We start from the raw sequence: 26,958 nt of genomic DNA on the forward strand, positions 1-26,958 counted from the left end.
CGGGAACGCGGGAGCCGTGCATCACAGACCCGATGGATCGAACTGCCGTTGAACGCCAAAGAATTTGAGGGTGCGTTCCCCGTATCCGGGGGCCTGGACGTGGATGAGGTACACCCCACTGGCCACGGGAATACTCTTCTGGTTTTTCAGATCCCACTCCAGGGCCGGGGAGATCTGTCGTTCCCCTACCGGTCGGTTCGTTCCCCGGAGCATGGTGGCCGTTTCGTCGCGCTCGTACCGGCGGATGAATTTTCCGTCCAGGGTATAGATCGTGACCGTCGCCCGGGCCGGTAGGTTGGTGATTTTGACGTTGGTTTCGAACTGGCTGTCCTCGTACACGCTGAACCCGTAGTAAGGATTCGGTACAACGTTGATCATATCCAGCGCGCGGTTGGTCAGCGTTTCGTCGAGTTCGGTGGTGGCCTGTTTGCCCGCGATCGTGAAGCGGTAGGTCGGGTACCCGTTGCTGCCCGGGGCGCCCTCGGCGTAGGCGAAGGCACTATTGACCCGCAGTTTGATGGTCACGTCCGTCGGGATGATGCCATCAGCGTAGGACCGGAGATTGGTGCCCGGCGTGAGCAGGGGGAACCCGGCCCAGGTGACTTCCTGCAATCCTCGCACCTTACTGGTGGAGTTGGGGCTGGACCGGGGAGCCAGCCGGTTGTACAAGCGGACGCCGCCGTCGTAGGGCTGCTTGGTCACGTAGAAAAAATGCTGGGCACCGGCTACGAAGTCGTAGATGCTCAGTCCGTTGATGGGTGATTTCTGGAAGATGGTACTTGACGGATTGAAGATCATATCGTCCCCGTTACTGGGGGCAACGTATGCATCGCCGAGCCGTCGGCCGTCGTAGGTGCTGTTCTCCCCCCAGAAGATCTCGAGGCGCTGGCCGGTCTCTACGTCAATAGCGTATCCCGGGAACCATCCCATACCCGTGCGGTAAGCGGGGTCGATGCTGTTGTCCACCGCCGGCAGGCCATTGGGTCCGGCTTCCCGGCTGACGCTCGGGGCGTCGCGGGTGTCGAACATCAGACGGTCTCCTTCCTGCTTAATGCGCTGCCCGCGGTAGGCCGCATCCCGGTAGAAGTAGTTGCTGGTCTCCACGACCGGGCACCTGCTCCAGAGCGACTTATCGGAGGTGAAGACGATATCGACATTGTTGAGGTCCTGCAGGGATTGGTTGCGCGACACTCCGTCGTTGAGCCGGAATTCGGACAGGTAGACCGGGGAGATGTAGGGCACCCGTCCGTCCTTCTCCAGCCAGTTCATCAGCCGGTAGGGGACTACGCCCGGAAATAAATCCGAGAGACCGCGATCCCGGTCGAGGCTGTAGAAGCGATCCTGAAAGTCGTCGGTGGCAACGTAGTCGAATACGTTCTCGTCGATCTCCGTCACCCCGGTACGTAGGGACAGGTCATCGGGCAGGAAGGTCAGCCAGGGGTCGGCGTCGGTGCTGTCGTAGGTGATGGCCGAACCGATCGCGCCGTTGCGACCGGATCCGGGTATGCCGGGCTCGGGCACGTCGCCGATGCGGATAGAAAAGCCGTACTCCCCGACGATCTGCTCGTTGGGGATGCTGATGGGCCGCTCGCTGACCACGGTGGGACCTCCACAATCATCCAGACAGCGCAGCGTCCAGTTTACCGGGGCGGTAAGCTCCTCGTCGCTCATGTCGGCATCCACGAAGGTGAGTTCAAACTCGCCGTCGCGTACGTCCAGGGGGTTCGCCACGAATACGTCGATGGGCGCCGCGCCGAGTTCGTAGGTGATCTCCCCGCGGTAGTCGCTGCCGTTGGCGAAGGCGGCTTCGATCTCGGCTAGGCTCTCCGCGCTGATGTCCAGAAAGTTACCGTTGTTCCCCTTTCCGCTGATGCGGGTCACCCGGGCCCCGTCGCCGTATTTGGCCATCAGGTCCCGGTCGAGGATGGGGCGCGGGATGGCCGTGTAGAAGGCGTTGCCCGTGAGCGGATCCCCGATGTTCCGGCTCGACCCTACGTACTGACTCGGTTGCCCGGGGTCGGTAAAGTCAAAGGGGTCGAAGCTCTTGTAGTTGTTGTACCCGTAGGCCACGACCGTGAAGTAGTACCTGCGGTGGTTGATCAGGCGGGTATCGTTCCCGCTGGCGAAGGCGTCCTGGGTGATGCTCAGACTGTGCCGGATACCCTGGTCGGGGCCGTTGACCCGTAACTCGGGTACGAAATAGGTCTGATCGAGAGGGTTGACGTCATCCTCCTCATCTCCGAGTCCCTGCCAGTTGAATAGGCGGGTAACCCCGTTGGAAAGGTCGTAGGTAGCCACTTCCCGCACGCGCTCCGGGTCGTCGATGTCGGCCAGGGTGACATCCGGCCCCGAGAACTGAAACACCCGGTAACCCTCAAAGCGGTACAGGCTGTCTTCACCCTGGGGAATGCCCAGGCCTTGCTCGCTGTACTGCTCTTCGAAGTTGTTACTGGCCCGGTCGTTGGAGAACAGCAGCACGACTTCCCGGTCGAGCTCCAGTACGTCCACGTCCGGGGCATCCGGCCCGTCGAGGCGGTCGAAGCAGTTGTCGAACAGTGACTGGGCCAGGTCGTCCGCCTGCTGTAATCGCTGAATGGAGGGTGCCGGGTAGGTCTGGTTGGGTACCCAGACCACCCCGATGATGAGTTCGTTCACCGCCCCGGGCTGGAGCGTGAAGGGCCCCGACGCCTGGATGGTCCGGCGGTCACCGAACGGCAGATCTTCCGTGGTCATGTTCCATCCGTTGCGGTTGGGGGGGTCGGGGAAGGCGTAGCGCGTCGTCGGTGCCCCGCCCTCGTCGAAGCCGTCGCCGGTATTCTGCAGGGGCGCGCCGTTGCGCCACCGCCCCTGGAGGTAGTTGTAGTACTCTTCGGCCGTGCTCGGGTCCGTAGTTTCGGGTGCGGGACCACCCACGCCGGCGTTGTTGTAATAGACGAATGAGCTCATGCCAAGTTCCCGCTCCCCGATCTGGTTGCCGTTGACGTCGAAGACGGGTGCGCGGGGGCCGCGGAAGTAGTCTACCCCCAGGATGGGAATTTCGTCGCAGTAGGTTTCGACGCCGCCGTCGCAGGTACACCCCTGAGCGCCGTCCAGTTCGTCTTCGTTGTATACGTAAGCCAGGGAGCGCGTGGTATCGCTGCCGATGTAGTCGTCGGAGGCGCAGCCGAGGTCGGGGTCCACCCACATGGCAAAGTAGGTATCGAGAATGTCCTCCTGCGCCCGGTTGATCAGCTTGTAGCGCTGAAAGGTCATGTTGTTGAGGTCGTCCGACGAGTTGAAGGCAAAGGCCTGCACCTGCACCTCCATCTGTATCTGGAGGGGGGTATTCGACTGGCGGTGGGTATTGCCGGCGTCGTTGTAGATCCAGAAAGTCATTTCATCGGGAAACTGCGGCAACTGATTGCAGCCCCGGACCTCGATGATGGGGTAATCACCCATGGTCGGATCGTAAAGTCCGTCCAGGTCCTGGTCCCAGAAACCGGCCAGTCCCCCACCCTCGTTGGGATTGGGAAGCTGAAAGCCGTTGACCTCCGCGAAGTAGGGGTTCCCCACGGAGGGCCAACCCAGAATGGAACGGGGAATTTCTTCCGGGTCGAGCGGAAGGCGGTCGGCATCCGCGGCGGCAATGTAGCTTTCGATGACCTCCCGGATATCGTCTCCCCTCACCGTAAAGAATCGGTCCCACCGCTCGCAGGTATCCCGCTGCACGGTACCCTGGGGGGTCAGCGGGCCGGGATAGTAGTCGAACTGACCGCTGCTGCGCCCGTAGTCCTGAGCAGCCACCTTGAGCCCGCCCCCCGGATCTCGCCCCCCCAGCCAGACGGCTCCCGCGTAGATGGAGCTCACCTCGGGAACACCCGGCGGAGGTTTCGGAACGATGTAGCGCCCGTTGGCCCCATCCCACCAAACATCGCCACCCGTCGTCAGGCGGGCCCGCACGTTATTGATTTCCATCTCAGTTTGCCGGGTAGCGTTGTCGCAGGCCTCCCGAAACTCGATCCGCTCCCGTTCGGAAGCGGTGGGGCGCCGGGGCTTACCGTCGTCCGGACCCTTCGTAGCACCCACGGCCAGGGGCAGCAGCATAGCGCCGACCAGCAGGGGAAGAGAAAGCAGGGTGGGGAGTCGCATTACGCTCGGTTTGTTACGGTGGTGGGGCAATGGGATCATCAGAGGCCGAAACGGACCCCGACGAACATCCGGCGGGGAAGGCTAAATAAATCGGGGTTGAGTATACGCCACTGGTAAGAGGCGAGGTAGCTGTCTACAGGTCGGGTACCCGACTCCAGGCTCTCGAGTTGATCGCGCCCGAAGCTGCTCTGCAGGAAGCCCGGATCGTCGGGCGACCCGGTGGCGGAGTACACGCCGATGATGTTGCGCCGGTCGAGGATGTTGCTCACCCGGAAGTAGACATTCAACCGGGAACGGCCGGCAATCACGAAATTCTTTTCCACCTGCCCGTTGAGGGTAAAGTTCCAGGGGTTACGGCTGCCGTTGATGGCGCCCCGGGTACCGCTGCCGCCCAGTTCGCTCGGGAGAAAGGTGGCCGTGTAGGGGCGCCCCGAGACGCTGCTTCCCTGAATGTTGATCCCCGAATCGTTTAGCCACCGCGGTGTACCGTTGCGGCTGTCGAAGCGATAGTCCAGCACGAGATTGAAGCGGTGACGCTCGTCGAAGCTCAGGGGAAACAGCGTACGCAGATTCCCCCGGTTGGTGAGTCCGCGCTGGCTGTTCGCGTTAGATCCGGTGCCGTCGGCAAATTGCAGGGTGTAGTTGGCGTTCACGGTGACGCTGTTGGTGCGCCGCAGGTCGTAGGTGAAGCTGAAGCCCTTGACCGTCCCGAAATCCTGATTGTCGTAAGTAGTGTACTGATTGACCAGGGGCACCGGAAAGTACGTCCGCAGCTGGATCATGTCGCGCAGTTCCTTATAGTAGGCCGCCAGCGTCAGCGCGGAGGTGTTGCTCACCTTCGTTTTAAACCCTACTTCGTAATCGATCGTCCGCTCGGGGCGGAGGGCCGGATTGTTGAAGGTGCTGCCGGTCCGCTCCACGAAGTAGTAATAGTCCAGGGCGGTGGCCAGGGTGTTGCTGGCCGGACGCTGCACGAGCACGTCGTAGTGGGCGAAGAAGTTCGCCTCGTCGGAAATGGGGAAGCTAAAGGCCAGGCGGGGCATCACGTTATACTGTACCTCATAGTCCCGGAAGGACGTAGCTACGGTGAATTCCTCCGACTTGATGAAATTAGTAGAGGCCTGGGCCGCCGGATTCGCGTAGCGGGGAAAGACGAGTCCGCTGCGGATGCCCTCGATCTCCTGCGGACCGTTGGTAGGCGTGCCGTCGGCCCGGAACCAGCTGTCTCCATTGCGGTAGGCGTTGACCTGGTCGCTCGATTCATCGACCGTGTACACGGCGTAGTCCGCGCCGATATTGCCGGGGCGCTCGCCCCCGAAGTTAGCGTGAAACTCCTCGGCCCCGATGATCTCGTACAGGCTGTACGGGTCCTTAAGGACCTTGGTGTTGGCATCGTAGCGGTCGGCCCGTACGCCCACCCGGAAGATCATACTGTTAATCGTAAACTTGTCCTGCAGGTAGGCCGCGGCGTAAATTGGGCGGTTGGGCCCGACGGTAAAATTCCGCTGGCCGGTAACGGGGTTGATCGCAAAGAAGTCGTCGAAGGTCCCGTTGGTTTCGTTCCCGAGGTAGTCGTAGCCGACGTAGTCGATCAGGCCGGCGAAGGTCAGTTCCTGCGCGCTGAACTGGCGCAGGGAAAGCTGGTCCGGAGTCAGGCCGTCGATGTTGACGAACTGGTCCAGGGGCACGCCCAAATCTTCCCGGATGCGCCGGTAAAACGTGCCGGCATCTTCCTCGATGGTCGGGGCCACCACGGTGGCGGGACCCCGGTAGCCCGCGGGCCCTTCGTCCAGAACCACGTCGATGGTCTGTAGGACCCGGTTGTTCGTATCGACCGCATTGAGGTGACGGTTGATCAACTGGCGCCCCGTCGTCCACAGGCCCGCCGGACTGAGATTATAGGAGCGGTTAACCCGCTGTTCGTAGACGACACCGAGTTGGATGCTGTGCCGACTCTTGTCGGAATTTCCCGGCACCAGCTCGAAGTTGGCGTTCGCCTGGAAGGTGTAGGTATCGTTGTCGGAGTTGAAGAGTTGGTTGTATACGGTCCCGACGTTCTGGTGAAAACCCCAACTGTCCCGGTACAGCGTCTGGGTACGACCGTTCACCGCCGCGAACTGGTCGAGAGTAGGGATCGGTTTACCGTCGGCCGTGGTTTGCGACAGCCCCAGCAATCCGTAGGTTTCGGTATTGAATACGAGATCCTCCCCGTAACCGAGGTAGTTGTTGTAGTTAGCGAGGACGGGGTTTGTGGTCGCCGGCGTGTAGTTGCGGAGGATTTCGCGGTAATCGGCCTGAAACGCGCCGGTCGCGACGCCCGTCTCGTCCCGCTGAATAGCAAATACCGGAATGTAGTCGACCTCAAAGCGCCCTACGTACCCGTAATCGAAGATGCGTTCCTGGTGTACCGGGTCCCCTACCCCGAATTTATTGTTCTCGACTCCCAGTTGCAGGACGTAGCTCGCGTTCTGGAATAGTCGGCGGTTGTTACCGGATGCATCGGCCTTACCGCCGCCGCCGAGCCGGTGCCGAAACCGGAAGTTCGCCCGGTAATCCTCGTCGGCGGAGGTGGGGTTGCGCGCCGCGTTGTAGGTGCGCCACGTGGTACCGAAGTTTTCTCCCGGAGTGAATTGATCGTCGACCGTACCGTAGTAGCCGGACAGGGAGATGTCGATAGCGTCGCTCAGGCGGGCGTCCAGTTTACCGTTCAGGTCCACAATGCTGCGACTTTCGAACGGGCGGGTAGCCAGGGCATCCACGTCGGTATTATCCAAGAAGTCGGCGGCTACGAAGGGTCGGCCGCCGCGCAGGACGACGGGGTTAGCCTCCAGATCGGCGATGACGTCATCCCGGGCCCGGAAGATGGGTACCGCACTGGGATCGTCGTCTTTCCGGTAAGTGTAGCGCCCGCTCAGGCGGAATCCGAGGAGGGCGCGATCTTCTCCCCGTTTGATGATGGGACCCGAAACCGCCACGCCCGCCAGGCTATTCCCGTAAGCGTCGAGACCCTCACTGGTCTCGGCCTCGGCATTCAGGAAGAATTCACTACTCGGCCCCTTAGTGGTCACGGAAATAATCCCACCGGTCACGTCGCCGTAGCGCGCTTCCAGTCCGCCGGTGATAACCTGCAGTTGCTCGATCTCCGATTCCGGAAGCAGGCTTCCCTGTACGCGAACGCCGTCGACGTAGTAATCCGTGGCGTTGGATCGCGAACCGCGGATCGTAATGGCCGATCCTTCGTCCGCGGAAGCCGCACCGGCCGTGATCGAGGCCAACTGATTGATGTTGCGGGTCGGTAAGCGCTGGATCTCTTCCGCGGTGATGGTCTGTCCGCTGGTCGTGTTATCGACTTCGATCAGCGGAACTTCGTAGCCGGTGACCATGACCACCTCCAGGTTGACGCCGCCCTGGTTAGATACCTCGATGTCCGCGACGTTGGTTTGACCGGGCAGTACGGGAATGCCGGTAATTTTCGTCGGTGGATAACCCGTATAGTTGACCTCCACGTCATAGGTACCCGGGTCGATATTCGAAAAGAAGTAATTCCCGCTCAGGTCAGTCGTAGTACCCTGGACGAACGACCCACCCCGCAACAGGGAAACCGCCGCGAAGGCCAGAGGCTCTCCCCCCGCGTCCACGTCCGCGACCTTACCGGCAAGCGCCGTTTGCGCCGTAGCCAGCAGAGAAACGAAAAGGAAAGCACAGACGAGTAAAAATCTTTGCATACGGAAGCGTTTGGCCGGGGCGTGCCGCGGGACCCCGGCGTTACGTACAAAAGTGCAAAAGAAAGCGCACACCGTACTCGCGTTTACCGGCGTCGTAGCAGTCCCGACAATATTACCAATGGATTACCGCAAACTTTTTGGCGTACATAATGAACTTTTGTCACTATTGTGATGTTATATTAGTGTATTTTGATTTGATAACAAGCGGAAAACCATATACATACATCTATTCACCCCTCCGCAGCAAAAGATTCTATTATGAGAAACCTGATTCTATCCTCGACCTCCATTACCGGAACCAACGTAACCAACCAGAAAGGCGAAAGCCTCGGCGAAATTAAAGACCTGATGATCGACACCGAAAACGGTACGGTCAATTATGCCGTGCTTTCCTTCGGAGGATTCCTCGGCATGGGCGACAAATACTTTGCCATCCCGTTCGAAGCCTTCGACGTCAACACCACCACGGAGAAATTCGTACTGAACGTCTCCAAGGAACGACTGGAGAATGCCCCCGGATTTGACAAGGACAACTGGCCGAAAACCAGTGATTCCAAGTACTGGGACAGTCTTCACAGCCACTACGGCGTCGAGCGCCGCTCCTTCGTGAACCGTCGCGAAACGGCCTAAGCCTAATTACATAACACTCCTTCGTCAAAACCCGCTGCAGCACCCGCCGCAGCGGGTTTCGCGTTATTTGACCCGCTTACCGTGCTTTACCACCAAATCGACGTCCTGCAGGAGGTCGATGTGCCGAAGAACGTCCCCCTTCACGGCGATGATATCGGCGTACTTGCCGGCGGATACCGTGCCGTAGTCGGCATCCACGCCCATCCACTTAGCGGGCCAGTAGGTAGCCGCCTTGATGGTGTACATGGCCGGAAAGTCAAATTCATTGGTCCAGACATCAAGTTCGTTCCAGGTGCTCTGGCAGTGAAACTTCATCGGGATGCCGGAGTCGGTGCCGACCATGAGGACCACCCCCGCATCGCGAAGCTGATTGACCTTGCGCTCCAGCGTAGGGCGACGGATCGGGGTCAACTGAAAGTAGGGCAGCTCCCCCGGTCGCTGAATGCTGGCTTTGATGTCGGCAATGATTTCCGGAGTGAGGCCCTCGTGCCAACAGTCGTTGTCGAGTCGCTCGGGATTGTCACGGGTGTACTCGTAGTTGTACAAGCCCTCCACCGTCGGGGTCCAGTACAGGGGGCCGGCACTCATGTCGGCCGTGCGCTCGCGAATCATATTCATGACATCCTCGGGGTATTCCGGGGAAGAGCTCAGCCCCGTGTGCTCGAAGCAATCGACACCGGCGCGCAATCCCAGGCGGATCTCTTCCGGGCGGTGTCCGTGAGCGACGACCTTTAACCCCTGGCGGTGGGCCTCCTCAACCAATTCGCGGAAGGCCTCCCAGGGAATCTCGTCCTGGTCGACCACCTTGATGCAGTCGACGCCGGCCGCGGCGAGTTCCCGTACTTTGCTCCGGGCTTCCTCCACGGAGCGTACGCCCCAGCGGAAGTCTTCCGTCCCCGGATAGGGCGCGGCCTGCAGAAACGGTCCGCTCACGTAGAGCGTAGGGCCGGACAGTTCTCCGGCATTGACCCGGTCGCGGACGCTGATGCTTTCCGCCAGTGGACCACCCAGGTCGCGGGCGCTGGTCACGCCGGCCATGAGCAGTTGGCGAGCGCTGGCGGGCATGATCACGTCAGCCAGTTGCGGCGGATAGATGGAGTCCCAGTAAGCGTAATCGCTGTGACCGTTAATCATCAGGTGCACGTGCATGTCCCACAGGCCGGGCAGCACGCTCATGCCCTCCGTGGAGATCACTTCGGCGCCCGCGGGAACCTCCAGCTGGCCCTGGGTACCCACGGCCTGAATCCGGTCGCCCTCGATCAGGACAACACTGTTGTAGATCGGTTGGCCGCCGTATCCGTCAATCAGGGTACCGCCCACCAGTGCCCGTACCTGCTGGCCGACGACAACGGAAGTGGACAGCAGTAGGATAGACAGTATGCAGAGGGTACGGAAGAGAGGATGCTTATTCATACGCCCAATGTATGACCTATTCAGCTCAGCTCCGTATGTCCGGGAACGGCAAATTTTTGCGGTAGGCAACATCGGTCGTTCCTGATCCGACCTTGCTCCCGCGCGCCGCCGCAACCAAAGCGCCCCGCCGCCGTTAGGTGATAAATATTACCCCAATGTTCGGACTCTTCAAAAAGGACCCGTTGAAGGCCCTACAAAAACGGTACGCCGCCCTGCTCGAGGAGGCCCGGGAACGGCAACGCAGCGGAGACATCCGGGGGTATGCCGCTAAAACCGCCGAAGCGGAAGCCGTAATGGATCAGATCATAGCCCAGCAGAATGGCGCACCCAAAGACTAATTTGCCCCGGAAGATCTGTCCGGTCTGCCAGCGCCCCTTTACCTGGCGGAAGAAATGGAAGGCCGTATGGGACGAAGTCAAATACTGCTCCGAACGGTGTCGTAGAAACAAATCCACTACCTAGCCCTGCATTCGACTCATGTACGAACGCCCACACGAGATAAAACGGCCGCCGGATGAACGGGAGGATAACTTTGCCTTTCATCCCAAGAACATTTACCTGGCGCTCCTGCTCTTCAGTCTGAGCATGCTCTTTCTGGCCATGACGGCCGCATTCGTCTATACCCGCGTCCAGAGCGACCTGCCCCCCATCCAGCTGCCCCTGTTGTTCTTTCTGAATACGGGCATCCTGCTCGCCAGCAGCTACACCATGGTGCAGGCAAAGCGTGCCTACCAGGCCGATAAGACGGTGATGTACCAGCGTATGCTCTGGTACACGCTGTGGCTCTCCCTGTTCTTCATGATTATGCAGGGAGTGGCGTGGTACCAGCTATTCAGCCAGCAGATCTACGTTAACAGCGACAATTCCGCCGGCTATCTGTACGTAATTTCCGCCCTCCATTTCGCCCACGTGATCGGCGGCTTACCCTTCCTGCTGTTGTTCATCCACCGGGCCCGGAAGTATATGCGGGAACCCGTAAGCGTGCTGGTCTACTTCAGCGATCCGGACAAACGGCTCAATCTCCGCTTGCTGACCATATACTGGCATTTCCTGGACGCGCTCTGGATCTACCTCGTCCTGTTTTTCCTACTTAATCAGCTCGTCTGGCGTTATATCGGGTAGCTATATTAAATGTAATAAGTATATTATATTTAATAATTGTCCAACGCCATATAGTTGGTTGCCATTCCGCCATTCTAGTAATGGATTGACGTTCAATCATTTATAAAATTGGCACGGAAATTGTTACCGTAGCCCCAAACGATCCAAACGTCCGACACGACTGTTGGCATTCGTCACCACTCCTTGTCTTTTGAATTAATCTTTTCTACTGGGCTACATTCCGACATTTGAACGACACATTGGTATTAAGCGCTTATACCCTTCAAAGCATCCCGTCTCCGACCGGATGCTTTTTTAATTAGCCTCCCCGCTCCAGCGTAGGTAAGCCTTCAGGAAACCTTCGAGGTCGCCGTTGAGGACCGCATCGGTCTGGCTCGTTTGCCACCCCGTGCGGTGGTCCTTCACCCGGCGGTCGTCCAGTACGTAACTCCGGATCTGGCTTCCCCATTCGTTCGCCGTTTTACCGGCCTCGATTTCGTCCTTTTCGGCACGCTGGGCTTCCAGTTCCCGTTCGTAGAGTCGGCTCTTCAGCATATTCAGAGCCCGCTCGCGGTTCTGGTGTTGGCTGCGTTCCTCCTGGCACTCCACCACGATTCCGCTGGGTTCGTGAGTGACCCGCACGGCGGATTCCGTCTTGTTTACGTGCTGCCCACCGGCGCCGGATGCCCGGAAGGTGTCCCAGCGAATGTCGGCCGGGTTGATCTCCACCTCGATGCTGTCATCCACCCGCGGGTGCACGAACACGGAGGCAAAACTCGTCATCCGCTTCCCCTGGGCATTGTACGGACTGATGCGCACCAGTCGGTGCACCCCGTTTTCCCCCTTCATCATTCCGTAGGCGAAGTCGCCGATGATCTCCAGGGTAGCGGATTTGATTCCCGCTACGTCGCCCGGCGTTTCGCTTGCGAGACTGACCCGGTAATCGGCATACTTTTCGGCGTACATGGTGTACATCCTCAGGAGCATCTCCGCCCAGTCGTTGCTCTCCGTGCCACCGGCGCCGGCGTTGATTTCCAGGATACAGCCCAGTTCGTCCTCCGGTCGGTTGAGGGTGGCCCGAAACTCGGCATCGTCGAGCACCGCCAGGGTCTCCGCGTACCGCCGGTCCACTTCCTCTTCGGTTCCTTCTCCTTCCTTCAGGAATTCCTGGAGCACTTCCAGGTCATCGACCCGGTCGGCTACTTTACGGTACTGCCCCACCCAATTCTTGTGGCTCTGCAGTTCCTTCATGATCACCTCAGCGGCCTTGCTGTCGTTCCAAAAATTGGGATCGAGGCTGCGCTGGGTAAGGTCTTCAATCTTGAACGTCCGCTCGGAGACGTCAAAGATATTGTTTGAGCAAACCCAGTCGGGTTTGCAGGTCCTTCAATTGGTCGTTCGTCATGGTCGGTCTACTTTAGGGGTTCGGGGGCCAAAGGTATACTTTTTGGGCGGGTACGCGGGTGCCGAAATCGTCGGGAATTTAGCCGGCCTTCCGGGTGTAGCGATCCAACGTTTCCGGGCTCCGGAGAGACCACTCCCGCCGGGCACCAACGACAAAAGGCCCGGAACGCTGACTGCGTTCCGGGCCTTTCCGATTAAAGCAAAAAGGACTTACTTGTCCTTCATGAAATCATCCAGCTTGTCCTTGTGGACCATTACTTCCTTGTAGGAGTAGCTGCCCGTTTCGGGATTTTTCACGGACTGCACGACCTTTACGTAGTCGCGGCCGGAACCGGCGTTGGCGGCACGCTTACCGACCCGTGAGTTCTTACTTACCTTAGCCATAGTTCTTGTCTTTTAGTCAGCAAACGGCGGGGTGCCGTAGGTGGTTGAGTTGCTTACTTGATTTCCCGGTGCACCGTCATGCGCCGGAGGTTGGGGTTGTACTTTTTCAGTTCGAGACGACCGGGAGTGTTCTTCCGGTTCTTCTCGGTGACGTAGCGGCTCGTGCCGGCTACATTCGTCTCCTTCTGTTCGGTGCACTCCAGAATAATCTGGTTGCGGTTGCCTTTGCTCTTCTTAGCCATGGGGGGATGCGTTTAAAGCTTTACGCCGGTTTCGATGCCTTTGCTCTCCAGCTTCTTGATGTAAGCGTGGACGCCGAGCTTGTTGATCGTACGCATGGCATTAGTGGAAATGCGCAGGGTAACGAATTTACCCAACTCGGGTACGAAGAAACGCTTCTTCTGAATGTTGGGGACGAAGCGGCGCTTCGTCTTCCGGTTGGAGTGGGAGACGTTGTTGCCGCTGATCGGCTTCTTACCCGTGAGTTTGCAAACTTTAGACATAGCGAAATGGCATTGCGAAAAAAAGCAGACCGTAGCCTGCTTTCCGAAAAATGGTGACCGCGTCAGGATTCGAACCTGAAACCTCTTGATTCGTAGTCAAGTGCTCTATCCAGTTGAGCTACGCAGCCAGCTGCCCCTTGCGAAGCGACCGCAAAGGTAATAACTCTTTTTATTCCCGCCAAACGTTTTATAAAAAACTATCGCCGATCAATCGTTCCCCTCCAGGTACCAGCTCAGCAGCCCCCCGACGGCATCGATCGCGGTATGCAGGAGGATGAGGGGCCACAAACTGCCCGTCCGGTAAAAGAAGAAGCCGAAGAGTAACGCCATGGCAATGATCTTGGCCACCGCATGGGTACCCTGATAGATGTGCGCCAGCCCGAAGGACAGGGCGGGGACGATCAGCGTACCGGCGATCCCCCAGATATTTTGCTGCAGTGTCTCCTGGAGATAGGTGACCATGAAACCACGGTACACGATCTCCTCCCCCACCCCGGCGCAGGCGCAGAGGAACAAAAAGTGCAGATACTGACTACCGTCGGTGGGCAGAAAGCCCAACTCCCGGAATTTTCTCAGCGTATCGTGCTTGCGCGTCGGGCTCCCGATTTCCGCGAACAGATCCACGGCGTACAGGACCAAGAACCCGAAGATCACGAGAAGAGCGGCCGTATCGTAGGGAGTCCTTCCCCACCCCAACCCCAGCTCCGTCAGGGGGCGGCCGTTGAGGGCCCATACGATGAGTACGATCACCGACAGGCCGAGCAGCAACAGTCCGTTGCCGTAGTACATCCGCACCTTCAGCCGGGGCGACCAGTGCAGGGCTTTCTTCGTCGCCGACTGGCGAGCGTTGAAGAACAGGAAGGCAGGCAGTACGACACCCAGCACGAGGAACAGCAGATGGATCGAGAGAGACACGGCGCAAAATACGACCCCGCTTTACCTTTACTCCTTTTCGTGCACCAACCCGTAAATTATCCCCCTTGCGTTCGGCCATTCTCTTCAACTTTTTTGAGTACCGAACCGGATTCTGGCTACCGAAGCCTTACGTGATCGGGCTCGACCGGACGGGAAGGCCCACGACCGTGCACCAAACGGCCCGCGTCGCCCTCCTGGACACCTACGGTATTCCCGCTACGCCAGACCTCCGGCAAGCCCTGGAACTCTCCGATAGCCTGCGGGAGAAAACCCTGACGGAACATTTCCGCCGGGGGTCGAAGAAGGCCTCCAGCCTCGCGAGCCTGCTCCGGGGCGATACCAAAGAACGCAGCTCCCTGTTACGGTACGTGCACCCGCGCACCGCCGCCCTCCTGCATCTCTGCCGCCAGGCCCCCTTCTTCGTAACGCTCAACCTCGACGTGCGGGCGTCCCCCGTGTCCGCGCTCGCCTCCTTCCGGGCCGAGCCCTGGGAACCGCTGCTGGCCTTCGATCTCGCGGAAGCCGGCATCACGTACCGTTTGCGGTTGCGCTCGCCCACGGGAAAGGAAGAACTGGTCCGTCACCTCGATCCGCGTATCCTGACCAACCGCCCCGCTCCCGGCTGGATCTGGGCTAACGGCCAGTTGTCCACCCTCCGCGATCTGCGGGGAGATGCCCTACGCCCCTTCCTGACCCGCGATACGGTACACATCCCCCCGACCGAGGTAGGGCGGTACCTCCGTGACTTCGTTGCGCGCGCGGCGCTCCGCCACGATATTTCCCTGACGGGCATCGAGTTTATCCGCTACGAAATACCCACGGGCGTCCACCTCACCGCCCGCCCCCACCCCTTCGAACAAACCTATTTTCTCCACGTATCCTTCCGGTACGGTGAGGTTACCGTCTCTCCGGCAGACCCCGAAGACGTGAAGGCATCCTCGACGATGGAGCCCCCCTTCCGTCTCACCAAAATCATCCGCGACCGGACGCAGGAGGCGAGCCTACTGGATCCCCTGCGGGAGTGGGGACTCCGGGAGGCGGGCGATTCCGGGTCCTTTACCGTCCGGCCGGCCGCCGGTCTCTTCGATAATCTTGCCTGGCTGTTGGAGCACCACGACCGAATCGTTGCAGCGGGGATAGCGGTGGACGTACCGGCCGAGGAAGACCGACCCTTTTCGACCGCACCGGCTTCGCTGGAGATAAGTACGGAGGAAGTAGGTGACTGGCTTGACCTACACGGAACCGTCGTGATCGGTGACCACCGCCTGCCTTTTTCCCGCCTCGTTCGCTTCATCCAGCAGGGTGAGCGACGCATTCCGCTGCCGGACGGTAGCCTGTTCCTCATTCCGCACGAGTGGTTGACTACCTACGGCCCCGGACTGGAACTCGCCCGGGTAGCAGGACGCCAGGTACGGCTCGCACGGAGTCAGGCCCCCGCTCTGCACCGTATGGGGCTGGCCACGGGCGAACCGGTCGAAGCCGAGCGGCGGGCGGCGGATTACCTGCCGCCCCCGGAACTGCGCGCCGAACTCCGACCCTACCAGCTGGAGGGGGTCCGCTGGCTCATCGGCCATTACCACCAGCGACTGGGTGCCTGCCTGGCCGACGACATGGGCCTGGGCAAGACCCTGCAGACCATCGCCGTACTGCTGTACGCCAAGCAACAACTAGGACAGGCGGAAGCAGAGGCCGGAGGTCGTCAGATCGACCTCTTTAACGCTCCGGCGCCGGATGAGACCTTTCTGCAGCCCCTACGGGCCCTCATCATTCTGCCGGCCTCCCTGGTGTGGAACTGGGCATCCGAGATCCGGAAGTTCGCGCCCTCCCTTACGGTGTGCGTGCACGTAGGGAGCAACCGCACGCGCGACCCCCGCATCCTACGGCGAAACGACGTCATGCTGACAACGTACCATACCGCACTCCGGGATGAGCCGGTACTGTCTGAGATTGAATGGAGTTACATTGTACTCGATGAGAGCCAGCAAATCAAGAACCGCAAGAGCAAGATATTCCGGACCATCAATGCGCTGGAGGCTCCGCACCGCATCAGCCTGTCGGGCACCCCGATCGAAAATTCCCTGTCCGACCTCTGGTCGCAGATGCAGTTCATCAATCCCGGCGTACTGCGCAGCTACGCGTTCTTCCGCAAATCCTTCGTGGTCCCGATCGAGGCCCACGACGACGAGTTCAGAAAAGCGCAACTCCGGGAACTGGTGGGGCCGTACCTGCTACGGCGGACGAAGGCTGAAGTAGCTCCCGACCTGCCGGAGCTGGACGTTCAGGTCTATTACTGTGAGATGTCGACGGCCCAGCGCCGGCGTTACGAAAGCGAACGGTCCGCCGCCCGCAATGCCCTCCTCGGTGCTCCGGCGCCCGCGGGAGGAGGCTACAAGCTGCTGGTCATTCAAACCCTGACCCGTCTGCGGCAGATGGCGAATCATCCGGTGATCGCGGATGAGGACTATACCCAGGGCAGCGGTAAATTTTCGGAAGCCACCGAGCAGTGGGACACGGTGCGGCGGTCCGGACACAAGGTGCTCATCTTCAGCAGCATGGTCCGCCACCTGGAGTTGTTCCGTGACCACATCCGGGAGCAGGGGCAGCCCTACGCCTGGCTGACGGGCGCGGTGGATGCCGCCACGCGGGCCCGGGAAGTGGAACGGTTCCAGCACGACCCGGCGGTGCAGACTTTTCTGATCAGCATCAAAGCCGGGGGCACGGGGCTGAATCTGACGGCGGCGGACTATGTATTCATCCTCGATCCCTGGTGGAACCCTACCGTGGAAGATCAGGCCATTGCCCGCGCCCACCGGATCGGACGGGACGGCCACGTTTTCGCCCGTAAATTTCTGAGCAAGGGCACCCTGGAAGAGAAGATTCACCGGCTCCAGCAGCGGAAGAAAAGGCTGGCCGGTGAGATCATCGACGGCGATGCGCAGCTCGAGCTCGACCGGGGGGATCTGGAGTTTCTGCTCTCCACCCCCGAAGCAACGGCGTAATTCCTAACTTGCGGCATGAAGCAGCCCGCCGCGCCCCCTACCGCCGACGCAGATACGGAGAAGCCCCCCATCCTGGGCCACTGGCGCAACATTTACGCGGTGGTACTGCTGCTGCATCTTTTGTTGATCATTTCCTTCTATCTGGTTACCCGCATCTACAGTTGATGGCTCACCTTATTTACCGACAGTCCAATCACGCCTTATGAGTTTACTGGACTGGTTCGTCATGACCGGCACCCTCGCGGCCATCGTGCTTTACGGGGTATACAAGACCCGTCAGGTCAACAACGTGGAGAGTTACCTGATGGGTGACCGCGATCTGAAGTGGTGGACCATCGGGCTGTCCGTCATGGCCACCCAGGCCAGCGCGATCACCTTTCTGAGTACCCCGGGGCAGGCCTACAACGATGGCCTCGGGTTTGCGCAGTTCTACTTCGGCCTTCCCATCGCCATGGTGGTCTTGTGTGTCTTCGTGCTGCCCATCTACTACCGCCTTAAGGTGTATACGGCGTACGAATACCTGGAGGGGCGGTTCGACCTGCGGGTGCGAACGCTGACGGCCATTCTCTTTCTGATCCAGCGGGGGCTGGCCGCGGGCATTACGATTTACGCGCCGGCCATCATCCTGTCGACCATCCTGGAGTGGTCGCTGAGCCTGACGATCCTGCTCATCGGGCTCGTCGTGATCTTTTACACCGTGGTGGGGGGTACGAAGGCCGTTTCGGTCACGCAGAAGCAGCAGATGATCGTCATTTTGCTGGGCATGTTCGCCGCCGGGGTGGTAGTGGTCATGGAACTTCCCGCGGACATCGGACTGGGGGACGCCATCGGCGTGGCGGGGCACCTCGGCAAGCTGAACATCGTCGATCTGGAGTTCGACCTGAACGATCGCTACAACATTTGGTCTGCACTACTCGGCGGTACCTTCCTCTTTCTTTCCTACTTCGGCACCGATCAGTCGCAGGTACAGCGCTACCTATCGGGAAAGAGCCTCACGGAAAGTCGCCTGGGCCTGCTCTTTAACGGCATTTTCAAGGTACCCATGCAGTTCCTCGTCCTGATGGTGGGCATCCTGGTATTCGTGTTCTTCTTGTTCCAGCCGCCGCCCGTACACTTCAACTCGGCGAACCTGGACAAGCTGCGAAATTCCGAGTACGGCACCGAACTGACGACTCTGGAGGAGGACTACGCGCGCATAAACGAACGTAATCAGGCCGCGACGCTTACGATGGTGGAGGCCCTGCGCTCGGAGGATGAGCTTGCCATCACCGAAGCCCGCACGGCGGTGGAAGCGACGCTCGAGGAACGCGCATCGGTCGCCCGCTCGGTCGACGGGCTCATCACCGCCTACGACGCCGAGCTCATCACCGAGGACCGGGATTACGTGTTCATCACCTTCGTCATCAACTACCTGCCGGTGGGCCTGGTGGGCTTGCTTCTGGCCGTCATCTTTTCGGCCGCGATGTCGAGTACCAGTTCCGAACTGAACGCGCTGGCAACTACGAGCGTGATCGACATTTACCGCCGCTCGCTGGTGCCGGGGCGGGACGACGATCACTACTTCGCGGCCAGTAAGTGGCTGACGATCCTGTGGGGGCTGATCGCGCTGGGCTTCGCCGCCGTGGCCAACCTCTTCGATAATCTGATCCAGGCGGTCAACATCATCGGCTCCCTCTTCTACGGGGTCATCCTGGGGGTGTTCGCCGTGGCGTTCTTCTTCAAGCACGTCGGGGGTAAGGCGGTCTTCCGGGCGGCCATCGTCGGCCAGTCCTTCGTAGCCCTTACCTTCGTAGCGAACTGGGTGGAGGTGATCGACCTGGCCTATCTGTGGCTGAATCTGATCGGTTGCGCGATCACGATCGCGGTGGCCGTCGTGCTGGAAACGACACAGAACCGGGGCCTTCTTTCCGGGGAAGGACGGTAACGAAGACACACGCGCAATGAAACCTCACTGGTTGATCGGCCTGGCCATGATTCCGCTCGGCTACGTGGCCCGGAAGATCCGTAAGGACCCCCAGTTCGGAGCCTCGCCACGGGAAATGGCCCGGCAGAATTACCAGGGAACGGCTGCCTGGAAAATGGGGCAGTTTCGCAATCTGGACAAGACCCGGCTACAGGAAGACTTCCGCAGTCTGATGGGCGATCTGATCGGCTACATCAAGGCCAAGCAGACCCAGCCCACCTCTCCCCTGCCCGTGGCGGTGAGTGATTCGCTGCTTCGCCCGGATCCGGACGTCGATTACCTGACCTGGTACGGCCACTCCGCGGTACGGTTGGAAACCGGCGGCAGGACGGTGCTCTTCGACCCCATGCTGGGAGAGTGGGTGGCACCCGTACCCTTTCTGGGACACCGCTTTCCGTATAAGGACTATCACCCCCTGGAAAGCGTGGGGGAGATCGACCTGATCGTCTATTCCCACGATCACTACGACCATCTCGATTACGATACTCTTATGGCCGTACGCGACCGGACGCGTGCCTACCTGGTGCCCCTGGGTATCGGCGCGCATTTACGGAGTTGGGGCGTTGCGGAGGAGAAAATCACGGAAATCGACTGGTGGGAATCCGTCACCATCGACGGCATCACCTACACTGCTACCCCCGCCCGTCACTTCAGCGGCCGCAGCCCCGGCACCCGGAATAAGTCGCTCTGGTGCGGATTCGTCGTCGAGACGGCCGCCCACCGGCTCTACTTCGGCGGAGACAGCGGTTACGGACAGCACTTCAGGATGATCGGCCAGCGCTACGGTCCCTTCGACCTGACCATGCTGGACTCGGGACAGTACCACAAGCGGTGGAAAAACGTCCATATGCAACCCGAAGAAGCGCTGTGGGCCAATGAGGAGCTGCGGGGCGACCACATCATGCCCATCCACTGGGGTGGCTTCAGTCTTTCCGACCACAGCTGGTACGACCCCATCGAGCGCATCATGGCGGCCGATTCGCACCGGCGGGCCATTTGTCCGATGATCGGTCAGCGCTTCAGCGTAGCGGAGGCCGGAAGCTGCCGGGAGCGGTGGTGGGAATCTCTCACGCGTCGTTCGTAGTCCCGCGTTGCAGATTGCGCAGACTATCCCAGTCCCCGGCAACCGCCAGTCGAGCCTGCCGGGGCCAGGTGGCCGGATCGATCGCCGCGAACTCACCACCGCGGCGAGCGAGCACGGCACGCAGATCATCCGCGTCGGCGGCCGCTAATTCGGCCCAGTCGCGGTAACCAGCCTCGCGCAGTAGTTCTTCCACCTCCTCATCGATTCCCCGAATGATCCGCAAATTGGTGTCTTCGAACCAGCCGGGAGACTCGGGCCCGTGCGTCCCCACTACGGTGAACTCCCGGTAGGGTTCTTCTCCCCGCTGGCGATCGCTTTCCGGAATGACGGCGGCGCCCGCCGTCAGATTGGCCTCCGCCTTCTCCGCGCGGTAGCGGAGCATTTGCCGGTCCGCTTCGCAGCTCTGTAGGGTAGCGCGCAGATCGGCCTCCATTTTGTGGGCTTCTTCCAGTTGGTACTTGACGCCCTGGTAGTCCTTCTCCCACTTGGTAGCGCCGGTATGGTAGCGGTCGCGTTCGGCCGTGACCTCGGCCAGCCGGCGGGCGTCGCCCCGGGTGAGCATCCATCCCAACAGGGCACCCAGCAGAAAAGCGGCCAGGGAAAGCAGTAGCCAGGACAACCAGAGGTCGGAAGCATCATTAATTTGCAGTAGGAGGGAACTCATGCGGAAGGGCTTTGGTACAAACAGATGGATTATTCCGGCAATAGCGTGATGACGGCGCGCCGGTTGCGGCGGCGGCCCTCTTCCGTTGCGTTAGGGGCTTCGGGCTGGCCTTCCCCGCGGGAACTGACCTCGATGCGATCGGCGGGAGCTCCCTGACTGACGAGAATGGACTTTACGAACTCGGCACGACGTAGCCCCAGGGCGAGGTTATCGGCCGGCGTGCCGATATCGTCGGTATGACCCACGATACGGACGCGCCCGCGCCCACTAACGATGCTGCGGGCCATACCCGAGAGGTATTCGTCCACTTCCGGACTGATGGTTTCCGTTTCGGAGTTGAAGGGGAAGCGCAGTTTAAATTCCGTGGCACTCAGCTGAATGACTTCCGCCGTCGTTGCTCCCGCGCCCCCGCCCGCCACTACCCGTCCACTGTCCGGCAAGATTACGGGCACCGTATCCGGTGCTACACGGTCGGTTTGCTCGGCGTCCGCTACCGGATCGGCACCGTCCGGGTAGGCAGCCAGGGAGCGAACGCAGCCGTAATACGTGACCAGGTAGAAAACGAACCAGGCCACGGCCATGAGAAGTATGCGGAGGAGTGTGGGCATGGGTAGCGGTGATTTTGCTTGCCGTATCCCAATATAATCCCCAGGACGCTTTAGTGTCCTAATTTCTTACCTTTGCGGGTCAAAGTTGAAATGATATGTTTGATAATCTGAGCGACCGCCTCGAGGGTGCATTTAAATCGCTGACCGGCGACAACAAGATCACCGAAATCAACGTAGCGACCAGCCTGAAGGAAATTCGCCGGGCGCTGGTGGCCGCCGACGTCAATTATAAAATTGCCAAGGAATTCACCGATAAGGTGAAGGACAAGGCTCTGGGAACGGAGAACGTACTGAAGGCCGTCAAGCCCGGGCAGTTGATGGTCAAGATCGTCCAGGACGAGCTTACCGAGCTCATGGGCGGACAGTCGGTCGGCATCAACGCCAAGGGCTCCCCCGCCGTGATCCTGATCGCGGGTCTGCAGGGTTCGGGTAAAACCACCTTCAGCGGTAAGCTGGCCAAGTATCTCCAGGAGAAGCGCAAGCACAAGGTACTCCTGACGGCCGGTGACGTGTACCGCCCGGCGGCCATCGACCAGCTGACGGTACTGGCCGGACAGGTCGGCGCCGAGATCTATAAGGAACCCGAGAATAAGAACCCGGTCGAGATTGCCCTCCACGCCATTGACCACGCCCGCCAGCACAAGTTTGACGTGGTGATCGTCGACACCGCCGGCCGCCTGTCGGTCGACGAAAAGATGATGCAGGAGATTAGCGACGTGCGCGATGCGATCAATCCCAACGAAACGCTCTTCGTCGTCGACTCCATGACGGGTCAGGATGCCGTCAATACGGCCAAGGCCTTCAACGAACGCATCAACTACGACGGCGTGGTGCTCACCAAACTGGATGGTGATACCCGCGGGGGCGCGGCCCTATCGGTAAAGTATACCGTCGGAAAGCCCATCAAATTCGTCAGCACCGGCGAGAAAATGGACGCCATCGACGTCTTCTACCCCGACCGGATGGCCCAGCGCATCCTGGGGATGGGCGACATCATATCCTTCGTCGAACGCGCGCAGGACCAGTTCGACGAGGAAGAAGCCAAGCGACTGGAGAAGAAAATCAAGAAGAACAAGTTCGACTTCAACGATTTTCTCAGTCAGCTGGCCCAACTCAAGAAAATGGGCGACATGAAGAGTTTGCTCAATATGATCCCCGGCATGTCGAAAGCCATGAAGAACATCGACATCGACGATTCCGCCTTCAGTCGCGTGGAAGCCATCATCTACAGCATGACGCCCCAGGAGCGGGCCGACCCCGCCCTGCTCAACATGAGCCGTAAGAAGCGGATTGCCCAGGGCTGCGGCCAGAGCATGGAGGATGTGAATCGTTTCATCAAGCAGTTCGACGGTATGCGTAAGATGATGCATAAAATGTCCAACAACCCGATGATGGCCCAAATGGCCGGAAACTTCAAGGGCGGCAAGCGCCGGTAAAAAAACTTAGGGCCGAAGACCACCCGCACGCCGGGCAGCTAATCGCTTGTTTTATAGCACGTTGTACGGCTTATAAACCAACTTTATAGCGTTTCGCCCCCCAGTTTTACCATTCTTTATCCACAGTGTATAGCCCGAAATTTCGTCCCTTAGGGGATAGGAATTAGAACACGCTATGCAACACCCAAAACAAACTGGCCGACGGCTTCCGCTCCGTCCGCTCGAATACCCCCGCCCGCCCTGCCCCGCCGCCGGGTCCGGCGATAAGCCCCCCTTTCCCAAAGGCACCGCGTCTGGATTTAGACACCTACCCTGACATCCTTGGTTAGTTTATCCTGATTTACGAAGTCGGCCATCTTCTAATACCCTGCCACCGTGCGCGTATAGAATGCGTATGTCTGTCCAGAAAGTGAACGGCCGACTTCTTTTTTTTCCCTTTTCGATTTTCACCCTTCTCTCCACGGCCGGGCCACGGCCCGGCGCAATCAACACACTATGAAAGCACTACTTTACACCCTATTATTCTCCGCCCTGATGTTCGGTTCAGGGACGCTGACGGCCCAGGAATACACCTCCGCCATCGGCATTCGCCTGGGATCTCCCATTGCCCTCAGCTTCAAGGCTTTTCCCTTCGGCGATAACCTAGGGATCGAGGCCATCGTCGGCTACCGCAATCGCGACTACTTCGGCTACGATTTCAATCAGTTCAACGCCGGAGGGCTGCTGCAGTGGCACGGTGCCATCGGCGAGGTAGACGGCCTGCGGTACTACTTCGGCGGGGGTGCCAGCGCCTACGTATGGAGCTTCGACGACGGCTTCGGCGACAGCGACTACAGCGACGTGCGCCTGGGCGTGCACGGGAACGTGGGCCTGGACTACGTCTTCTCCAACGCCCCGGTCAACCTGAGTCTCGACTTCATGCCCACCCTATTCATCGGGGAGGAAATCTTCGACGATTCCTTCAACAGTCAGTACGCCCTGACCGCCCGCTACATCCTGGGTGATTAGTCCGCGTCCGACGGTCCGGATCGGTAGCCTTTATAATTTGTAATTCTAGCACTATGAACAACATCCACACGTATTTTTTCGCACTGATCCTGTTGACGAACCTATTTTCCTGTGATAAGAAGGAAGAGGAGTTCGTCGACCCGTCGGACCCGGACGCGCTCAGCGCGGTACTGATTCTTCCCGACGGCAACGTTCGCCAGGACGGTGCCCCGCCGCCGCCCACCGCCGCGGCCTCGGCCCCTTCCGTCACCAACCGTATTCCCGAGTTGATCAGTTCCAACGGCTCGACCACTCCCCTGGCGTTCAATTACGCCAATGCGGCCGACGACCTGGCGGGCTGCTACGTTCAGATCGACGGGGCGGGCAATTACTTCATCGTTCCCTACAACCAGGCGTCCGGCAGCTCCGGACAGTTGAGCCTTCCCCTGGGCCTGCCGACCAACGTGCTGGAAGGCACCTTCCGCGTGAACTTCAGCGTATTCAACAACGCCGGAGAGGTCAGCAATACCGCTACGGCCAGCGTGGTCGTCCTGCGCCTCGGCACCGGGGTGGTGCAAATCAGCCTGAGCTGGGACGATACCAGCGACCAGGACCTGCACGTCACCGAACCCGACGGCACCACGATCTCCTACCTGAACGACTACTCGGATTCGGGCGGACAACTCGATCGCGATGATCTTGACGGCTTCGGTCCGGAAAACATTTTCTGGGATAACGATGCCCCCGACGGCGAATACCGCGTACAGGTAGATCACTACAGTGGACCGGGCCCCACCACCTTCTACGTAACCGTAAGTGGTGGAGGCGTCAGTCGCTCGTTTTCGGGTAGGACATTCCAGGACGAACGAGTTGACGTCGTCACTTTTACCAAGCGAGGCGGCAGTATTAGTTTTTAATTCGCACTATATGTGCATTAATGCGTCGACCGCTTGCCTTTACGACGCTTGGTGTGCATCTTCAGGGGATTGAACACCTAATATCGTGCCGTTAGGTAGGCCGGGGTACTCCCGGACATAGCCCGACAGCCCGGTAATTATCATTCCCTTTCCGTGAAGAAACGTGCCTCGTTTCATATCGTCATTGATGGCAAAGCTTGTCTGGCCCGGGAGCTGGATGAGCTTTGTCGTCATTTTGATCTCCTGGAGGAGGAGCAGACGAAACGTTTCCGCCAGTACCTCGCCTCGCCTTTTTTCGGGCATAGTTCGCGACTCCCGATTCTCTTTCCGATCATATACCAAAAAAATCAGGGTCAGGCCTGTTTTCTGCAGGGAGCCGCGCTGCTGCGGAAACTATATAAAACACGGGAGCCGGCCAATCCGGAACGCGCCCTGGCCAAACTTTTCCGGAAGATGCAGGAGGCCGTACTTGATTTTCTCGCCGTAGCGAGCGTACAGGATTGTCGCGCCAAACGTGACGCCCTGCTGGTGGCGGTCCTCGACGGCTGCGCTTACCCCGATCTGTATATGCGTGCGGTCGCTGACTGGCGCGAAAGTATCGCCGAGCTCCCCCTCGGTTCGGAGCGGCTCCTCTACAGTTGGCAGATGGAACACGCCGCGCATTTTTCGTTATCCGTACGTAAGGATCGCCAAGTCCAGAGCGACCCCGGACAGGCTGAACGCAGGCTCGATGACGTATGCGACCTTTATTCGGCGCAGTACCGAAACGAACGGATCAATCGTACGCGCATTTTCGGCAGTTGTGAATTACCGGTCCCCGACAATGCGCTTTACCGCGAGCATCGTCGGCTTATTGAGTTATACCAAGCCGTTGAACCCCTGATCGCCGGACGGGAAGGCAGCGACGAGGCGTACCAATCCTTCAAATCCCGGTTCGCCACCCTCCACCCCCGACTAAGCAGGCACCACGCCCTCACGTTTTATTTACTGGTCAATAACTACCTAAGCCGTAAATACCTGACCGCCCCGGGGGATGTGGAGTCCGAATGGAGCTACTGGATCAATTTCATGCTGGACAACCGTCTGTACGAGGAATACGCGGCGATTACGCGATCATTTTTTCATAATCAGGTACAGATCGCTTGCATTATCGGGGATATACCCCTGGCCAGAAAGTTAATTGATCTTCTCCGGCATAGGCTGACCTTTCATCACCGTAAAACCACGCGCTTACTCGCCGATACCATGGTGGAATTTTATGCGGATAACCACGAGGCCGTCATTAATAACTTAAGCAAATTGGGCCGTAAAAACCGGGTGCACGAACACCTGGATGACGAGGCGCTCCGGTTTATTTCCATACGCGTGCGGAGTGCGCTCTGTCTTTACGTAAACCGTTATGAGTACATGGATGAATTCAACCGCGCCATGAACAACTTCCATAGCCTGCTGAATAACCGTACGCATAAGGTCAGCCACGAAAAGATTCAGAGTTTCAAGCGTTTTGCCACCATCGCCCAGAAGGTTTTTACCCTGAAAAACCAGGAAAGACTTACCGAGGAATATTCCAAAATAATGGGGTTGATCGCTACCGATCAACCCCTACATGCCAGAGAATGGCTACACTGTCTGATGTTGCATCACCGGCCGGGCCTACTGCTGCGCGAGCGAGAAGTGTGTCCGACCCGTCACCGGAATGCCCCGTGGCTTAATCCACGATAACATCTTCGGTAACGATAAATTGGTAGTATAAATGAAGTAAGAAGTACATAGTGAATGGGATTGGTGTGAATAATGGGTGTCACTATGTTTGTACCATTACCCCCTAAGGAGTCACCCCCATTTCCCAAGTTTCTGCCTATTCATATTCGGTACGGCCGGCCCGGAGCCCCCGCGGGCCATACCGTCCCCATTCCTGACTTGCCTCCGACCACAATAACGTACCCGCGCCTTCCGCCGAAGATCTCCTTGCCCCTCTCGTCCTCAGGCGCTGGAACATCCGATTCTTCGGGGAATCTCACGAGACTTAGCCCCCGCCATTTGCCCGTTTAAACGTTCAAATAAGCACGTACGTCCGCCTTTCTCGGCTGAGCGGTC

The 26,958-nt window shown here is 59.3% G+C and carries 22 protein-coding genes and 1 tRNA gene; 12 read left to right on the forward strand and 11 right to left on the reverse strand.

Annotation, left to right across the window (positions count from 1 at the left end):
* Positions 1 to 21: 21 nt before the first annotated feature.
* A complete protein-coding gene (locus NMA52_RS08400; RefSeq protein WP_254827221.1) occupies positions 22 to 4,128 on the reverse strand; it encodes a hypothetical protein in 4,107 nt (1,368 codons plus the stop codon).
* Positions 4,129 to 4,166: 38 nt separating this feature from the next.
* Entirely contained in the window at positions 4,167 to 7,853 is a 3,687-nt protein-coding gene (locus tag NMA52_RS08405) for a TonB-dependent receptor (RefSeq protein ID WP_254827222.1), read from the reverse strand.
* Positions 7,854 to 8,111: 258 nt separating this feature from the next.
* On the opposite strand from NMA52_RS08405, the gene NMA52_RS08410 reads away from it, so the two are divergent.
* Positions 8,112 to 8,483, forward strand: a complete 372-nt coding sequence (locus NMA52_RS08410) for a PRC-barrel domain-containing protein (RefSeq protein WP_254827223.1) — start codon at positions 8,112 to 8,114, stop codon at positions 8,481 to 8,483.
* Positions 8,484 to 8,546: 63 nt separating this feature from the next.
* On the opposite strand, the gene NMA52_RS08415 is transcribed toward NMA52_RS08410, so the two are convergent.
* Complete coding sequence (locus tag NMA52_RS08415) at positions 8,547 to 9,896, reverse strand: amidohydrolase family protein (protein WP_254827224.1); 1,350 nt, start codon at positions 9,894 to 9,896, stop codon at positions 8,547 to 8,549.
* A 155-nt stretch (positions 9,897 to 10,051) separates the two neighbouring features.
* Between NMA52_RS08415 and NMA52_RS08420 the strand changes: the two genes are divergently transcribed.
* From NMA52_RS08420 to NMA52_RS08430, 3 genes are read left to right on the forward strand one after another with little or no spacing between them, the layout of a single operon-like run.
* A complete protein-coding gene (locus NMA52_RS08420) occupies positions 10,052 to 10,234 on the forward strand; it encodes a DUF6435 family protein (RefSeq protein ID WP_254827225.1) in 183 nt (60 codons plus the stop codon).
* The gene (locus NMA52_RS08425; protein WP_254827226.1) at positions 10,215 to 10,358 is read left to right on the forward strand and encodes a DUF2256 domain-containing protein; all 144 of its coding nucleotides are present in this window, start codon (positions 10,215 to 10,217) and stop codon (positions 10,356 to 10,358) included. The genes NMA52_RS08420 and NMA52_RS08425 overlap by 20 nt, the downstream gene beginning before the upstream one ends.
* 15 nt (positions 10,359 to 10,373) lie before the next feature.
* On the forward strand, positions 10,374 to 11,018 hold the full coding sequence (locus tag NMA52_RS08430; protein WP_254827227.1) for a cytochrome c oxidase subunit 3: 645 nt from the start codon (positions 10,374 to 10,376) through the stop codon (positions 11,016 to 11,018).
* A 294-nt stretch (positions 11,019 to 11,312) separates the two neighbouring features.
* On the opposite strand, the gene prfB is transcribed toward NMA52_RS08430, so the two are convergent.
* The 6 genes from prfB to NMA52_RS08460 all read right to left on the reverse strand — a co-directional run bounded on the left by prfB (position 11,313) and on the right by NMA52_RS08460 (position 14,203).
* A protein-coding gene (gene prfB, locus NMA52_RS08435) for a peptide chain release factor 2 (RefSeq protein WP_254827228.1) occupies positions 11,313 to 12,402 on the reverse strand; the annotation gives its coding sequence in 2 pieces (ribosomal slippage) (positions 11,313 to 12,341 and positions 12,343 to 12,402; 1,089 coding nt in all).
* A gap of 209 nt (positions 12,403 to 12,611) precedes the next feature.
* Positions 12,612 to 12,785, reverse strand: a complete 174-nt coding sequence (locus tag NMA52_RS08440) for a DUF4295 family protein (RefSeq protein ID WP_254827229.1) — start codon at positions 12,783 to 12,785, stop codon at positions 12,612 to 12,614.
* Positions 12,786 to 12,838: 53 nt separating this feature from the next.
* Positions 12,839 to 13,027 (reverse strand): 50S ribosomal protein L33, encoded by a 189-nt coding sequence (rpmG, locus tag NMA52_RS08445; protein WP_116124911.1) that lies wholly within the window; start codon positions 13,025 to 13,027, stop codon positions 12,839 to 12,841.
* Positions 13,028 to 13,039: 12 nt separating this feature from the next.
* On the reverse strand, positions 13,040 to 13,288 hold the full coding sequence (gene rpmB, locus NMA52_RS08450; RefSeq protein WP_254827230.1) for a 50S ribosomal protein L28: 249 nt from the start codon (positions 13,286 to 13,288) through the stop codon (positions 13,040 to 13,042).
* A gap of 51 nt (positions 13,289 to 13,339) precedes the next feature.
* Positions 13,340 to 13,416, reverse strand: a tRNA-Arg gene (locus NMA52_RS08455).
* A 79-nt stretch (positions 13,417 to 13,495) separates the two neighbouring features.
* Positions 13,496 to 14,203, reverse strand: a complete 708-nt coding sequence (locus NMA52_RS08460) for a type II CAAX prenyl endopeptidase Rce1 family protein (RefSeq protein ID WP_254827231.1) — start codon at positions 14,201 to 14,203, stop codon at positions 13,496 to 13,498.
* Between the two features lie 65 nt (positions 14,204 to 14,268).
* Here NMA52_RS08460 and NMA52_RS08465 point away from each other — a divergent pair, with 65 nt between their 5' ends.
* From NMA52_RS08465 to NMA52_RS08480, 4 genes are read left to right on the forward strand one after another with little or no spacing between them, the layout of a single operon-like run.
* Positions 14,269 to 17,202, forward strand: a complete 2,934-nt coding sequence (locus NMA52_RS08465; protein ID WP_254827232.1) for a DEAD/DEAH box helicase — start codon at positions 14,269 to 14,271, stop codon at positions 17,200 to 17,202.
* Between the two features lie 15 nt (positions 17,203 to 17,217).
* Entirely contained in the window at positions 17,218 to 17,367 is a 150-nt protein-coding gene (locus NMA52_RS08470) for a hypothetical protein (protein WP_254827233.1), read from the forward strand.
* Between the two features lie 37 nt (positions 17,368 to 17,404).
* Positions 17,405 to 19,126 (forward strand): sodium:solute symporter, encoded by a 1,722-nt coding sequence (locus NMA52_RS08475; protein WP_254827234.1) that lies wholly within the window; start codon positions 17,405 to 17,407, stop codon positions 19,124 to 19,126.
* Between the two features lie 16 nt (positions 19,127 to 19,142).
* Positions 19,143 to 20,249, forward strand: coding sequence for an MBL fold metallo-hydrolase (locus tag NMA52_RS08480; protein ID WP_254827235.1), 1,107 nt, complete (start codon positions 19,143 to 19,145; stop codon positions 20,247 to 20,249).
* On the opposite strand, the gene NMA52_RS08485 is transcribed toward NMA52_RS08480, so the two are convergent.
* Positions 20,233 to 20,913, reverse strand: coding sequence for a hypothetical protein (locus NMA52_RS08485; protein ID WP_254827236.1), 681 nt, complete (start codon positions 20,911 to 20,913; stop codon positions 20,233 to 20,235). The genes NMA52_RS08480 and NMA52_RS08485 overlap by 17 nt on opposite strands.
* Positions 20,914 to 20,942: 29 nt before the next feature.
* Complete coding sequence (locus NMA52_RS08490) at positions 20,943 to 21,521, reverse strand: OmpA family protein (RefSeq protein WP_254827237.1); 579 nt, start codon at positions 21,519 to 21,521, stop codon at positions 20,943 to 20,945.
* A gap of 95 nt (positions 21,522 to 21,616) precedes the next feature.
* Here NMA52_RS08490 and ffh point away from each other — a divergent pair, with 95 nt between their 5' ends.
* The 4 genes from ffh (at position 21,617) to NMA52_RS08510 (ending at position 26,583) form a co-directional block, all read left to right on the forward strand.
* A complete protein-coding gene (ffh, locus tag NMA52_RS08495) occupies positions 21,617 to 22,957 on the forward strand; it encodes a signal recognition particle protein (RefSeq protein WP_254827238.1) in 1,341 nt (446 codons plus the stop codon).
* Positions 22,958 to 23,452: 495 nt separating this feature from the next.
* Positions 23,453 to 23,965 carry a hypothetical protein gene (locus tag NMA52_RS08500; RefSeq protein ID WP_254827239.1) on the forward strand — a complete coding sequence of 171 codons (513 nt, stop codon included), beginning with the start codon at positions 23,453 to 23,455 and terminating at the stop codon, positions 23,963 to 23,965.
* A gap of 53 nt (positions 23,966 to 24,018) precedes the next feature.
* The gene (locus NMA52_RS08505; protein ID WP_254827240.1) at positions 24,019 to 24,861 is read left to right on the forward strand and encodes a YfaP family protein; all 843 of its coding nucleotides are present in this window, start codon (positions 24,019 to 24,021) and stop codon (positions 24,859 to 24,861) included.
* A 153-nt stretch (positions 24,862 to 25,014) separates the two neighbouring features.
* The gene (locus NMA52_RS08510) at positions 25,015 to 26,583 is read left to right on the forward strand and encodes a hypothetical protein (RefSeq protein ID WP_254827241.1); all 1,569 of its coding nucleotides are present in this window, start codon (positions 25,015 to 25,017) and stop codon (positions 26,581 to 26,583) included.
* The last annotated feature ends 375 nt before the right edge of the window (positions 26,584 to 26,958 follow it).

This window comes from Lewinella sp. JB7, from assembly GCF_024297185.1.
Lineage (GTDB): Bacteria > Bacteroidota > Bacteroidia > Chitinophagales > Saprospiraceae > Neolewinella.

Bases quoted from the DNA above. Each gene is read 5' to 3' on its own strand.
- NMA52_RS08400 (WP_254827221.1), bottom strand. From the start codon at position 4,128: ATGCGACTCCCCACCCTGCTTTCTCTTCCCCTGCTGGTCGGCGCTATG.
- NMA52_RS08405 (WP_254827222.1), bottom strand. From the start codon at position 7,853: ATGCAAAGATTTTTACTCGTCTGTGCTTTCCTTTTCGTTTCTCTGCTG.
- NMA52_RS08410 (WP_254827223.1), top strand. From the start codon at position 8,112: ATGAGAAACCTGATTCTATCCTCGACCTCCATTACCGGAACCAACGTA.
- NMA52_RS08415 (WP_254827224.1), bottom strand. From the start codon at position 9,896: ATGAATAAGCATCCTCTCTTCCGTACCCTCTGCATACTGTCTATCCTA.
- NMA52_RS08420 (WP_254827225.1), top strand. From the start codon at position 10,052: ATGTTCGGACTCTTCAAAAAGGACCCGTTGAAGGCCCTACAAAAACGG.
- NMA52_RS08425 (WP_254827226.1), top strand. From the start codon at position 10,215: ATGGCGCACCCAAAGACTAATTTGCCCCGGAAGATCTGTCCGGTCTGC.
- NMA52_RS08430 (WP_254827227.1), top strand. From the start codon at position 10,374: ATGTACGAACGCCCACACGAGATAAAACGGCCGCCGGATGAACGGGAG.
- NMA52_RS08440 (WP_254827229.1), bottom strand. From the start codon at position 12,785: ATGGCTAAGGTAAGTAAGAACTCACGGGTCGGTAAGCGTGCCGCCAAC.
- rpmG (WP_116124911.1), bottom strand. From the start codon at position 13,027: ATGGCTAAGAAGAGCAAAGGCAACCGCAACCAGATTATTCTGGAGTGC.
- rpmB (WP_254827230.1), bottom strand. From the start codon at position 13,288: ATGTCTAAAGTTTGCAAACTCACGGGTAAGAAGCCGATCAGCGGCAAC.
- NMA52_RS08470 (WP_254827233.1), top strand. From the start codon at position 17,218: ATGAAGCAGCCCGCCGCGCCCCCTACCGCCGACGCAGATACGGAGAAG.
- NMA52_RS08475 (WP_254827234.1), top strand. From the start codon at position 17,405: ATGAGTTTACTGGACTGGTTCGTCATGACCGGCACCCTCGCGGCCATC.
- NMA52_RS08480 (WP_254827235.1), top strand. From the start codon at position 19,143: ATGAAACCTCACTGGTTGATCGGCCTGGCCATGATTCCGCTCGGCTAC.
- NMA52_RS08485 (WP_254827236.1), bottom strand. From the start codon at position 20,913: ATGAGTTCCCTCCTACTGCAAATTAATGATGCTTCCGACCTCTGGTTG.
- NMA52_RS08490 (WP_254827237.1), bottom strand. From the start codon at position 21,521: ATGCCCACACTCCTCCGCATACTTCTCATGGCCGTGGCCTGGTTCGTT.
- ffh (WP_254827238.1), top strand. From the start codon at position 21,617: ATGTTTGATAATCTGAGCGACCGCCTCGAGGGTGCATTTAAATCGCTG.
- NMA52_RS08500 (WP_254827239.1), top strand. From the start codon at position 23,453: ATGAAAGCACTACTTTACACCCTATTATTCTCCGCCCTGATGTTCGGT.
- NMA52_RS08505 (WP_254827240.1), top strand. From the start codon at position 24,019: ATGAACAACATCCACACGTATTTTTTCGCACTGATCCTGTTGACGAAC.